Consider the following 10,336-nt stretch of genomic DNA (forward strand, 5'->3'; position numbering starts at 1 on the left):
GCACGCGGGCGGGCCGTGGGCGTGTTGTGTGGGGGGCTCTGTCCCCTGGGGGGTGCCGTACCTGCGGTGGGTGGGTGGCGTTTGTGCCCCCAAAACCCCCCCCCCCCCCCCACGCCGATGACGTCAACGAGTTTTCGGCCGGTTCCGCGCCGGGAATGTCCGATCTGCCGGGCGCTGCCCGGACGGGAGCTCGAGGGCCGGCCGGACCGCGGCCCCGCCGCGCGGGGACGCGTCGTCGCGCACACGCTGTGGACGCCCGTCGCCCACCGCCTGTGGACATCCGGGCGAGATCCGCACGGTGCTGCGGAAGGTCGACCCGAGGCGGTGTTGACGGCGCGCCGTACGCCCTGTGGACGAGGACTGTCGGACCCCCGTGGGACGCTGTGAGAGAGGGTGCGAGGCGAGGGGTGTTCGACGAATGACAGTCGTGTCAACCACAAGATGTCGGCCCCGCGCGCGCCCCGACCACTAGGTGTAGTGTTTGGAGCACGCGGGGCGCACAGCCCTTCGAACAAAGCACACCGGCGTAGTTCCACGGGCGTCATCCCTGGTCCGGGCCCTTTCGAGGCCCGTCGAGGGGACCGGCTCGCAGGGTCGCGACACCGGTCGGACGAAGCCCCCCGGCGGGGAGCGCAGAGAGGGAGAGACACATGAGCATCACGGTCTACAGCAAGCCGGCCTGCGTGCAGTGCGATGCGACCTACCGCGCCCTCGACCGGAAGGGTGTCGAGTACTCGGTGGTCGACATCACCCAGGACGCCGAGGCGCTCGAGATGGTCCGCGGGCTCGGCTACCTGCAGGCCCCCGTCGTCGTCGCCGGTGACACCCACTGGTCGGGCTTCCGCCCGGACCAGATCGCCGCGGTCGCGGCGCAGCAGGCCGTCTCGGCCTGACGCGCACCTCCGCACAGACTCGACAGGACGCGGGGCGCGCAGGCCGCGGCCCCGCACCCCACGAACGGCCGGCGCCCCGGGCTTCGACACCCGACCCGGGGCGCCGTGCGTGTTCCTCGACGCAGCGCGTCGGCCTGGTAGCAGCATCCGGGGGGAGGCTGAGCATGAGTTCTCTCGTCTACTTCTCCAGCGTGTCGGAGAACACCCACCGGTTCGTCGAGCGCCTCGGGCTCGAGGAGCTCGGCATGTCCGTGCACCGGATCCCGGTGCGCAAGCAGGACGGCTTCCTCACGGTGACCGAGCCCTACGTGCTCATGGTCCCGACCTACGGCGGGGGCAACGAGGGCGGCGCGGTGCCACGGCGCGTGCGCGAGTTCCTCAACGACCCGCACAACCGGTCGCTCGCCCGCGGCGTCATCGCCGCGGGGAACACCAACTTCGGCGCTGCCTACTGCATCGCCGGCGACATCATCTCCGCGAAGTGCCAGGTGCCCTACCTGTACGCCTTCGAACTCCTGGGGACGGCTGAGGACGCCACGCGCGTCCGTGACGGATTGGGACGATTTTGGCAACGACAGTCACTGATCTCGGCGTGAGCTCGACGACGGACCCGGAGCTCGCGGGGGCCACCCCCGTGCCGCTGCAGGGCGTGCAGCTCGACTACCACGCGCTGAACGCGATGCTGAACCTGTACGGCGACGACGGCAGGATCCAGTTCGACAAGGACCGCGAGGCCACCACGGCCTACTTCGAGCAGCACGTGGTGCCGAACACCATCCAGTTCGAGACGCTCGACGCGAAGCTCGACCACCTCCTCGAGAACAAGTACTACGACCCGGCGGTCCTCGAGAAGTACTCGCGCACCTTCGTCAAGGAGCTGTTCCGGCTCGCGTACTCGAAGGACTTCCAGTTCGAGTCGTTCCTCGGCGCGTTCAAGTACTACACGTCGTACACGCTGAAGACGTTCGACGGGAAGAAGTACCTCGAGCGCTTCGAGGACCGCGTCTCGATGGTCGCCCTCGGCCTCGCCGACGGCGACGAGCAGGTCGCGCGCGACATCGTCGAGGAGGTCGTCTCCGGACGGTTCCAGCCGGCGACGCCGACCTTCCTCAACGTGGGCAAGGCGCAGCGCGGCGAGCCCGTGTCCTGCTTCCTGCTGCGCATCGAGGACAACATGGAGTCCATCGCGCGCGGCATCAACTCCGCGCTGCAGCTCTCCAAGCGCGGCGGCGGCGTGGCGCTGCTGCTCAGCAACGTCCGGGAGCACGGCGCGCCGATCAAGCACATCCAGAACCAGTCGTCCGGCGTCATCCCCGTGATGAAGCTGCTCGAGGACTCCTTCTCGTACGCCAACCAGCTCGGGGCGCGCCAGGGCGCCGGCGCGGTGTACCTGCACGCGCACCACCCCGACATCATGCGGTTCCTCGACACCAAGCGGGAGAACGCGGACGAGAAGATCCGCATCAAGACGCTCTCCCTCGGCGTCGTCATCCCCGACGTCACGTTCGAGCTGGCCAAGCAGAACGCAGACATGCACCTGTTCAGCCCGTACGACGTCGAGCGCGTCTACGGCAAGCCGTTCGCCGACATCTCGATCTCGGAGAAGTACGACGAGCTCGTCGCCGACGACCGCATCACGAAGACGACGATCAAGGCCCGCGACTTCTTCCAGACGATCGCGGAGCTGCAGTTCGAGTCCGGCTACCCGTACGTGATGTTCGAGGACACCGTGAACGCGGCGAACCCGATCAAGGGCCGCATCACCCACTCGAACCTGTGCTCGGAGATCCTGCAGGTGTCGACGCCGTCGACGTTCCACGAGGACCTCTCCTACGACCACGTGGGCCGGGACATCTCCTGCAACCTCGGCTCGCTGAACATCGCGAAGACGATGGACTCGCCGGACTTCGCGAAGACGATCGACACCGCGATCCGCGCGCTCACGGCCGTCTCCGACCAGACGAGCATCGAGTCGGTCCCGTCGATCCGCCGCGCCAACGAGCTCGGCCACGCCATCGGCCTCGGGCAGATGAACCTGCACGGCTACCTCGCCCGCGAGCGGATCTACTACGGCTCCGACGAGGGCGTCGACTTCACGAACCTCTACTTCTACACGGTCGCCTACCACGCGATCGCGGCATCGAACCGCCTCGCGATCGAGCGCGGCAAGGCGTTCGGCGGGTTCGAGGACTCCAAGTACGCCACCGGCGAGTACTTCGACAAGTACACGAACGGCGAGTGGAAGCCGGCGACCGAGCGCGTCGCGCGGCTCTTCGCGGAGGCCGGCGTCGCCATCCCGACGCAGGACGACTGGCGCGCGCTCAAGGCCTCCGTCATGGAGCACGGCATCTACAACCAGAACCTGCAGGCCGTGCCGCCCACCGGCTCGATCAGCTACATCAACAACTCGACGTCGTCGATCCACCCGGTGCCCGCCAAGATCGAGATCCGCAAGGAGGGCAAGCTCGGTCGCGTGTACTACCCGGCGCCGTACATGACGAACGACAACCTGGACTACTACCAGGACGCGTACGAGATCGGCTACGAGAAGATCATCGACACCTACGCCGCCGCGACGCAGCACGTGGACCAGGGTCTGTCGTTGACGCTGTTCTTCCCCGACACGGTGACGACGCGCGACGTCAACCGCGCGCAGATCTACGCCTGGCGCAAGGGGATCAAGACGCTGTACTACATCCGTCTCCGTCAGATGGCCCTCGAGGGGACGGAGATCGAGGGCTGCGTCAGCTGCATGCTGTAATTGCGTCGGGCAACTATCGAGAATTCGGGGAAGAGAAGACAATGGCGCCCACGGGGAAGCTCAAGCTCATCGATCGCGTGAGTGCGATCAACTGGAACCGGCTGCAGGACGAGAAGGACCTCGAGGTCTGGGACCGCCTGGTCGGCAACTTCTGGCTGCCGGAGAAGGTACCGGTGTCCAACGACATCCAGTCGTGGCACACGCTCAGCGACGCGGAGCGGCTCATGACGACCCGCGTGTTCACCGGCCTCACGCTGCTGGACACGATCCAGGGCACGGTCGGCGCGGTGTCGCTCATCCCCGACGCGCTGACCCCGCACGAGGAGGCGGTGTACACCAACATCGCGTTCATGGAGTCGGTGCACGCCAAGAGCTACTCGTCGATCTTCTCGACGCTGATCTCGACGCGGGAGATCGACGAGGCGTTCGCCTGGTCGGAGCAGAACCCGCACCTGCAGCGCAAGGCCGAGATCGTGCTCGACTACTACCGCGGCGACGACCCGCTGAAGCGCAAGGTCGCCTCGACGATGCTCGAGTCGTTCCTCTTCTACTCGGGCTTCTACGCGCCGATGTACTGGTCCAGCCGCGCGAAGCTGACGAACACGGCCGACCTCATCCGCCTCATCATCCGCGACGAGGCCGTGCACGGGTACTACATCGGCTACAAGTACCAGAAGGGCCTGGCGCAGGTCAGCCAGACCGAGCAGGACGAGCTCAAGGCGTACACGTTCGAGCTGCTCTTCGAGCTGTACGAGAACGAGGTCGAGTACACCGACGCGCTGTACGGCGAGCTCGGCCTCACCGAGGACGTCAAGGCGTTCCTGCGGTACAACGCCAACAAGGCCCTCATGAACCTGGGCTACGAGGCGCTGTTCCCCAAGGAGGACACGGCGGTCAACCCCGCGATCCTCGCCGCGCTGTCGCCGAACGCCGACGAGAACCACGACTTCTTCTCCGGGTCGGGCTCGTCGTACGTCATCGGCAAGGCCGTGGCCACCGAGGACGACGACTGGGACTTCTGACCCCTGCCGAGGGAGGACGAGAGGGCGGACCGCATCACGTGCGGTCCGCCCTCTCGTACTACCTCGGCAGATCTCGTACTACCTCGGCAGATCTCGTACTACCTCGGCAGATCTCGTACTACCTCGGCAGATCTCGTACTACCTCGGCAGATCTCGTACTACCTCGGCGGTCGAGGGCGGCGTCGACGACGAGGGTGAGGGTGGGGCGCGGGTCGGTCGGGTCGTGGCGGGCGATCGCGTGCAGCAGCAGGCCCTCGTAGGCGCCGGAGACGGCGATCATCGCCGCGCGCGGGTCGGCCGCGCCGAGCCGGCCGACCATCCGCTCGCCCCAGTCGAGGAGCGCCTCGCGACCGCGGTTGACGCGCCCGCGCAGGTCGGGGTCGTGGCTCGCCTCGAGGAAGAGGACCAGGCGGGCGGTCGTGGTGGCGCGGTCGGGGCCGGTCGCCTGCGCGAAGCCGGCGCACAGCATGTCGACGAAGTCGGCCGCCGACCGGGGCTCCGGCGCGGCGGACAGGCCCGCCAGGTCGCGGGCGGCGAGCTCGTCGGAGACACCTGCCAGTAGGGCGGCGCGGGTGCGGAAGTAGTTCGACGTCGAGCCGCGGGGGAGCCCGGCGCGCTCGTCGACGCGGCCGTGGGTGAGGGCGCGGAGCCCCTCGGTGCCGAGCAGGTCCACGGCCGCGTCGAGCGCGCGGCGTCGGGGCGGGAGTGCGGTGGTCACGACGGCACCCTAACCCGGGTACTACGTCCATAGTGACACGACACTATGAACGTAGTAACGTCGAGGGATGGACGAGAACAAGGTGGGCGAGGGGCGGGCCGTCTCGGCGCGGCCCGAGGCGACGGTCGACGTGCCGATGCCGGAGCTCGCCGGGGTCACCCACCGATGGGTCGACGTCGACGGGCTCGCGATGCACGTCGTCGAGCAGGGGACCGGTGACCCGGTGCTGCTGCTCCACGGGTTCCCGGAGCACTGGTGGGAATGGCGCGGGACGATCGGCCCGTTCGCCGCCGACCACCACGTCGTGTGCCCCGACCTGCGCGGGTTCGGCTGGACCGACGCTCCGCCGGACGGCTACACGCGCGACCGCCTCCTGGCCGACGTCGTCGGCCTGCTCGACGCGCTGGGCCTCGACCGGGTGCACGTCGTCGCCCACGACTGGGGCGCGCTGGTCGGATTCCACCTCTGCCTCGGGCACCCCGACCGCGCTGCCTCGCTGCTGAGCATGGGCGTGCCCCACCTGTGGCTGCGGTTCGACCCGCGGCTGCTGCTGATGCTGCGGCACACGTGGTTCCAGGTGGTCATCGCCTCGCGGCTGACCGGCCCGCGCGCGCTGGCGCGGGGCCGGCAACGGCTGCCGCGCCACCTGCTCCAGGAGTACGGCAGCGACGCGCCCGTGATGACGGACGCCGACGTCGAGGCCTACCTCGCGCCGCTGCGGCAGCCCGCGGGCGCGCGCGCCGGGTCTGCGCTCTGCCGCGACTTCGTCCGTCGCGAGCTGTGGGCGGTGCTGCGCGGTGCCTACAGCGACCAGCACCTGACGACGCCGACCGTCGCGCTCCTGGGCGAGAACGACATCCTCAGCGACCCCGCGCTGCTCGGCGGGCACGAGGAGCACGCCGACGACCTCGCCGTCGACGTGCTCCCCGGGGTCTCGCACTTCATGGTCGACGAGCGTCCGGACCTCGTCGTCGAACGCGCGCGCGAGCTGTTCGCCCGCGCGGCGTGACGGAGCTCAGACGTCGGCCGAGTGCGCGCCCGTCACCGGGGGCTCGGCCGACCACGGGAACGTGATCCACAGGTCGGTGTCCCGCCAGGAGTAGTCGGGCCGGATGATCGTGCGGGGCTTGGTGTAGAGCACCACCGACCGGGCCTCGGCGCCCTGCTTCGCGAGCATGTCCATGACGAGCGCGAGCGTGCGGCCGGAGTCGGCGACGTCGTCCACCACGAGCACCTTGGAGCCCGGCAGCTCGGACGTGTCCATGAGCGGCGGCAGCACGCGGGGGTCGTCCAGCGTCTTGCCGATGTCGGTGTAGAACTCGACGTTCATCGTGCCCACGCCCTTGGTGCCCAGGGCGTACGCCATCGCGCCGCCGGGCACGAGGCCGCCGCGCGCGACGGCGATCACGACGTCGGGCAGGAAGCCGCTGTCGACGACCTGCTGCGCGAGCTCGCGGATCGCGACGGGGAGCAGGGTCCAGGTGAGGACCTCGCGCTCGGGGACGGCGCCGGCGTCGGCGGGCACGGGCGGCTCGGCGGGGGTGGGCTCTGCGCTCATGGCACCCGAGACTACGCGCGACGGCGGGCCCCCGGTGAACGGGAGCCCGCCGTCGTGGTGGGGCCGACGTGCTGCTGACCTGCGGCCGGCCAGCACGGCCGTCGTCGTGACGTGCGGGACGTCACGACGACGAGGGATCACTGCGCGTCGAGGATGTCCACGACGAAGACGAGCGGCTGCCCGGCGAGCTCGTTGTCGTCGCTCTTCTCGGCGCCGTACGCCTGGTCGGCGGGGATGACGAGCAGCACCTGGCTGCCGACGGTCTGGCCGGCGAGGCCGTCCGTCCAGCCCGGGATGACCTGCTGGAGCGAGAACGAGCTCGGCGTGCCGCGGTCCCACGAGGAGTCGAACGACTTGCCGTCGAGCGTCCACCCCGTGTACTGCGCGGTGACGGTCTGGTCCTTCTTGACCTTGGCGCCGTCGCCCTTGATGAGGGTCTGCGCGACGAGGTCCTTGGGCGCCTCGTAGCCGTCGGGGATCTTCACCGAGGGCTTGCCGGAGTCGTCCAGCGTGACCGTCGGCAGGCCCTTCTCGGGCTCGACGGCCGTGCCCTCGGCGCGCGTCGGGATCTTCGTCGCGTCGGTGATCTCGACGAGGTTGACCATCGTTGCCGTCGAGCCGTCCTGGCCCTGCACGGGGTTGGCCACGAGGAGGCGCGTCCCGACCTTCTGCCCGGTCAGCGGCTCGGTGAGCACGCCGTAGTTCGCGTCGCCGAGGATGAAGCTCTGCGGGGTCTTCTGCTCCCAGGTCGACCCCTGGGTGGAGCCGTCGGTGCCGAGGAAGGCGACGGTGTCCATGGTGATCTTCATGCCCTCGGCGAGGTCGGCGCCGTCGCCCTCGTCGATGACGCGCGACGTGGGCACCGAGACCTCGAGCGGCGTCTTGAACGTCACCTTGGGCTCTGCACCGGCCTTGCCCTCGACCTTCACGGACTCGAGCGCGGCGACGTCCTCCTTCGTCGGCTCGGGAGCCTCGGTGGCCGGTGACGACGACGCGGAGGCCGACGGCGTGGCGCCGTCGCCGGTGGAGTCGTCGGCGCAGGCGGTCAGGGTCAGGGCCGCGGCCAGCGCCAGCGTTGCAGCGGCGGCGGACGTGCGGAGCTTCACGGGGAGTCCTTCGGTCGGCGGGGACGAACCGGGCCACTGTAACGGCCCGACCTGACCGCGCCGTCCATGGTCCGCCGGGGCGCCCGGGCGGGCGGACCGGTCCGGCCCGCGTCGCGCGACAATGGGTGCCATGCCGTCCCGCCGACCCTCCCGCAAGCGCCCCTGGGGGGCGGAACCCCCGCCCCTCGACCTCGACCGCGCCCTCGGCGGCGTCCGGCGAGAGAGCGCGGCGGACGGCGAGTGGACGGTGCGCCGGTTGCGCGGCGGCGACAAGGCGTACCGCTGCCCCGCCTGCCGCCAGGAGATCCCGGCCGGCACGCCGCACGTCGTCGCCTGGCAGCGCGACGTCGTCGGCGGCGAGGTCGCGGGCCTCGAGGACCGTCGGCACTGGCACTCGTCGTGCTGGGAGCGCCGGGCCCGGCTGCGCTGAACGGCGCCGCAGGACCGGCCAGGAGCGCCCGGCCGAACTACGCTGGACGCGATGAACGACGACACCATGGACGACGCAGCGGGCCGTGACGCCGGACAGGACACCGGCCACCAGATCCGCTCCCTCACGATGCTCCCCGCCCGCCGTGAGGACGTCGAGCTGCACACCGCGGACGGGCTCACGCTCGTCGGCGAGCTCGCCCTCCCGGCCGACCGGGACCCGGTCGCGACCCTCCTCACGTTCCACCCGCTGCCCACGCACGGCGGTTACATGGACTCGCACGTCTACCGGAAGGCGGCCTGGCGCCTCCCCGCGCTCGCGGACCTCGCCGTCCTGCGCTTCAACACCCGCGGCACGTCGTCGCCGCGCGGCACGTCGGACGGCGCGTTCGACGGCGGCGAGGCGGAGCGGTACGACGTGGCCGCCGCGATCGAGCTCGCCGAGTTCCGCGAGCTGCCGCGCCCGTGGCTCGTCGGGTGGTCGTTCGGCACCGAGCTGGTGCTCAAGCACGGCACCGACCCGGCCGTCGAGGGCGCGATCCTGCTCTCCCCGCCGCTGCACCGCGCCACGGACGCCGACCTGGACGCCTGGGCCGCCTTCGGCCGCCCGCTGGTGGTCCTCGTGCCGGAGCACGACGACTACCTGCAGCCGGAGGAGGCGCGGCGCCGGTTCGCGCGGGTGCCGCAGGCCGAGGTGATCGGCGTCGACGGCGCGAAGCACCTGTGGGTCGGGGAGCCGGCGGTGCGCCGGGTCCTCGACGAGATCGTCGGGCACGTGCTGCCCGGCCACGCCTCTCTGCCCACGCACTACGACGGCGAGGTGCGGACGGCCGAGACGGTGCCGCGATGAGGTTGTCCTGATGACAAGGCGATGACGAGGAGTCGACGATGACCACCACCTCTGCGCTCCTGGCGACCTACCCGCTCCACGACGGGGCGGGCACGCCGGTCGTGCTGCTGCACGGTTTCCCGCTGGACCACCGCATGTGGGCGGCCGCGGCGCAGGCCCTGCCCGAAGGGGTGCGCGCCATCGGCGTGGACCTGCCCGGCCAGGGGCACTCCGACCTCGGCGGCATCCCGCCGCGGCTCGAGGACGTCGCCGACGCCGTGCACCACACCATGCGGGAGCAGGGCGAGGGCAACGCGGTCGTGGTCGGCCTGTCGATGGGCGGCTACGTGGCGCTCGCCCTGGCGGAGCGGCACCCGGGGTTCGTCGTCGGTCTCGGGCTCGTCGACACCAAGTCGACCGCCGACCTCGACGCCGCGCGCGCCAACCGGCTGCGGATCGCGGCCGCCGTCACGGAGGGCCAGACGCTCGACCCGGTCCTCAGCATGCCCGGCACGCTGCTCGGGCCGACGAGCGTGGAGAAGCGGCGGAACCTCTTCCCCCTGCTGGAGTCATGGATCCGCGCGCAGTCGCCCTCGGGCGTCGCCTGGGCGCAGCGCGCGATGGCGGCCCGCCCGGACCGTACCGACGTGCTGCGGACCTTCGACGGCCCTGTCTCCGTGGTGGTCGGTGCGGAGGACCAGGTGACCCCGCTGGTCGAGGCCGAGCACATGGTGCACGCCGCGAGGGACGGCGCGCTGACCGTCGTCCCCGCGGCCGGCCACATGAGCGCCGTCGAGGACCCGGCGACCGTCGCCGCCGCCATCGGGCTGCTGCACCGGCGCGTCGCCGAGCGCACCAACCCGCCCCGCTGGCCCTGGCAGTACCGCCCGGCCCCGACCAGTTGACGCAGCCGACCGACGAGACGCCGCGGGGGCGACCACAGGGGGTGGGGGGACCGACGGAGGAGTGTGTGTCGGTCGGGGCCTGGCTGCCGCAATGTGGTTTGTGGGGGGTGGGGGA

General features: G+C 70.7%; 11 protein-coding genes. 8 read left to right on the forward strand and 3 right to left on the reverse strand.

Translation table 11 applies throughout. The features are described from left to right. The first annotated feature begins 650 nt into the window (after positions 1-650). From nrdH to nrdF, 4 genes are all read left to right on the forward strand, one after another. Positions 651-893 (forward strand): glutaredoxin-like protein NrdH, encoded by a 243-nt coding sequence (gene nrdH / locus ACFCZN_RS12360; RefSeq protein WP_416345666.1) that lies wholly within the window; start codon positions 651-653, stop codon positions 891-893. A 164-nt stretch (positions 894-1,057) separates the two neighbouring features. Next, positions 1,058-1,489 (forward strand): class Ib ribonucleoside-diphosphate reductase assembly flavoprotein NrdI, encoded by a 432-nt coding sequence (gene nrdI / locus ACFCZN_RS12365; protein ID WP_430556980.1) that lies wholly within the window; start codon positions 1,058-1,060, stop codon positions 1,487-1,489. Between the two features lie 38 nt (positions 1,490-1,527). Further along, positions 1,528-3,654, forward strand: coding sequence for a class 1b ribonucleoside-diphosphate reductase subunit alpha (nrdE, locus tag ACFCZN_RS12370; RefSeq protein ID WP_430557031.1), 2,127 nt, complete (start codon positions 1,528-1,530; stop codon positions 3,652-3,654). Between the two features lie 41 nt (positions 3,655-3,695). Further along, the gene (nrdF, locus tag ACFCZN_RS12375; RefSeq protein ID WP_429766980.1) at positions 3,696-4,676 is read left to right on the forward strand and encodes a class 1b ribonucleoside-diphosphate reductase subunit beta; all 981 of its coding nucleotides are present in this window, start codon (positions 3,696-3,698) and stop codon (positions 4,674-4,676) included. Between the two features lie 118 nt (positions 4,677-4,794). Here the strand turns inward: nrdF and ACFCZN_RS12380 are convergent, their stop codons facing one another. Beyond that, a complete protein-coding gene (locus ACFCZN_RS12380; protein WP_429766978.1) occupies positions 4,795-5,394 on the reverse strand; it encodes a TetR/AcrR family transcriptional regulator in 600 nt (199 codons plus the stop codon). A 67-nt stretch (positions 5,395-5,461) separates the two neighbouring features. Here ACFCZN_RS12380 and ACFCZN_RS12385 point away from each other — a divergent pair, with 67 nt between their 5' ends. After that, entirely contained in the window at positions 5,462-6,403 is a 942-nt protein-coding gene (locus ACFCZN_RS12385; protein WP_429766977.1) for an alpha/beta fold hydrolase, read from the forward strand. 6 nt (positions 6,404-6,409) lie between these two features. Here ACFCZN_RS12385 and ACFCZN_RS12390 read toward each other — a convergent pair whose 3' ends face one another. Further along, positions 6,410-6,952 (reverse strand): phosphoribosyltransferase, encoded by a 543-nt coding sequence (locus ACFCZN_RS12390; protein ID WP_429766975.1) that lies wholly within the window; start codon positions 6,950-6,952, stop codon positions 6,410-6,412. 137 nt (positions 6,953-7,089) lie between these two features. Next, a complete protein-coding gene (locus ACFCZN_RS12395) occupies positions 7,090-8,058 on the reverse strand; it encodes an FKBP-type peptidyl-prolyl cis-trans isomerase (protein ID WP_429766973.1) in 969 nt (322 codons plus the stop codon). 130 nt (positions 8,059-8,188) lie between these two features. On the opposite strand from ACFCZN_RS12395, the gene ACFCZN_RS12400 reads away from it, so the two are divergent. The 3 genes from ACFCZN_RS12400 to ACFCZN_RS12410 are packed head-to-tail and all read left to right on the forward strand — an operon-like array spanning position 8,189 to position 10,221. Beyond that, complete coding sequence (locus tag ACFCZN_RS12400; RefSeq protein WP_429766970.1) at positions 8,189-8,488, forward strand: hypothetical protein; 300 nt, start codon at positions 8,189-8,191, stop codon at positions 8,486-8,488. Between the two features lie 51 nt (positions 8,489-8,539). Further along, positions 8,540-9,337: an alpha/beta hydrolase gene (locus tag ACFCZN_RS12405; RefSeq protein ID WP_429766968.1), complete on the forward strand. Its 798-nt coding sequence runs from the start codon at positions 8,540-8,542 to the stop codon at positions 9,335-9,337. A 38-nt stretch (positions 9,338-9,375) separates the two neighbouring features. Next, positions 9,376-10,221, forward strand: a complete 846-nt coding sequence (locus ACFCZN_RS12410) for an alpha/beta fold hydrolase (RefSeq protein WP_429766967.1) — start codon at positions 9,376-9,378, stop codon at positions 10,219-10,221. The last annotated feature ends 115 nt before the right edge of the window (positions 10,222-10,336 follow it).

Source organism: Isoptericola sp. NPDC056134 (genome assembly GCF_042264825.1).
Classification (GTDB): domain Bacteria; phylum Actinomycetota; class Actinomycetes; order Actinomycetales; family Cellulomonadaceae; genus Isoptericola; species Isoptericola nanjingensis.

Bases quoted from the DNA above. Each gene is read 5' to 3' on its own strand.
- nrdH (WP_416345666.1), top strand. From the start codon at position 651: ATGAGCATCACGGTCTACAGCAAGCCGGCCTGCGTGCAGTGCGATGCG.
- nrdI (WP_430556980.1), top strand. From the start codon at position 1,058: ATGAGTTCTCTCGTCTACTTCTCCAGCGTGTCGGAGAACACCCACCGG.
- nrdF (WP_429766980.1), top strand. From the start codon at position 3,696: ATGGCGCCCACGGGGAAGCTCAAGCTCATCGATCGCGTGAGTGCGATC.
- ACFCZN_RS12385 (WP_429766977.1), top strand. From the start codon at position 5,462: ATGGACGAGAACAAGGTGGGCGAGGGGCGGGCCGTCTCGGCGCGGCCC.
- ACFCZN_RS12390 (WP_429766975.1), bottom strand. From the start codon at position 6,952: ATGAGCGCAGAGCCCACCCCCGCCGAGCCGCCCGTGCCCGCCGACGCC.
- ACFCZN_RS12400 (WP_429766970.1), top strand. From the start codon at position 8,189: ATGCCGTCCCGCCGACCCTCCCGCAAGCGCCCCTGGGGGGCGGAACCC.
- ACFCZN_RS12405 (WP_429766968.1), top strand. From the start codon at position 8,540: ATGAACGACGACACCATGGACGACGCAGCGGGCCGTGACGCCGGACAG.
- ACFCZN_RS12410 (WP_429766967.1), top strand. From the start codon at position 9,376: ATGACCACCACCTCTGCGCTCCTGGCGACCTACCCGCTCCACGACGGG.